1 protein-coding gene is annotated in these 229 nt (G+C 62.0%); it reads left to right on the top strand.

Annotated elements, in window-relative coordinates; genetic code table 11:
* Positions 1-11 precede the first annotated feature (11 nt).
* Positions 12-229 (top strand): AfsR/SARP family transcriptional regulator (locus ADK54_RS43620; protein WP_199827004.1); only part of this gene is annotated, 218 nt, incomplete at its 3' end.

Below are 229 nucleotides of genomic sequence, written 5' to 3'. Positions count from 1 at the left end.
GGGGATACGGCGTGGATATCGATGTTCTGGGTCCGTTGGGTGTGAGGGTGAATGGTGTGGGTGTGATGCCGTCGGCGCCGAAGCCTCGGAAGGTGTTGGCGTTGTTGGCGTTGCATGTGGACCGGGTGGTGCCGGTTGGGTTGTTGGTTGAGGAGTTGTGGGGGGAGCGTCCGCCGCGGTCGGCGCGGACGACGTTGCAGACGTATGTGTTGCAGTTGCGTGAGTTGAT

This window comes from Streptomyces sp. WM6378 (assembly GCF_001279695.1).
Lineage (GTDB): Bacteria > Actinomycetota > Actinomycetes > Streptomycetales > Streptomycetaceae > Streptomyces.
Note: the sequence above shows the minus strand (reverse complement) of the source record. Positions and strands in the feature narration are given on the sequence as shown.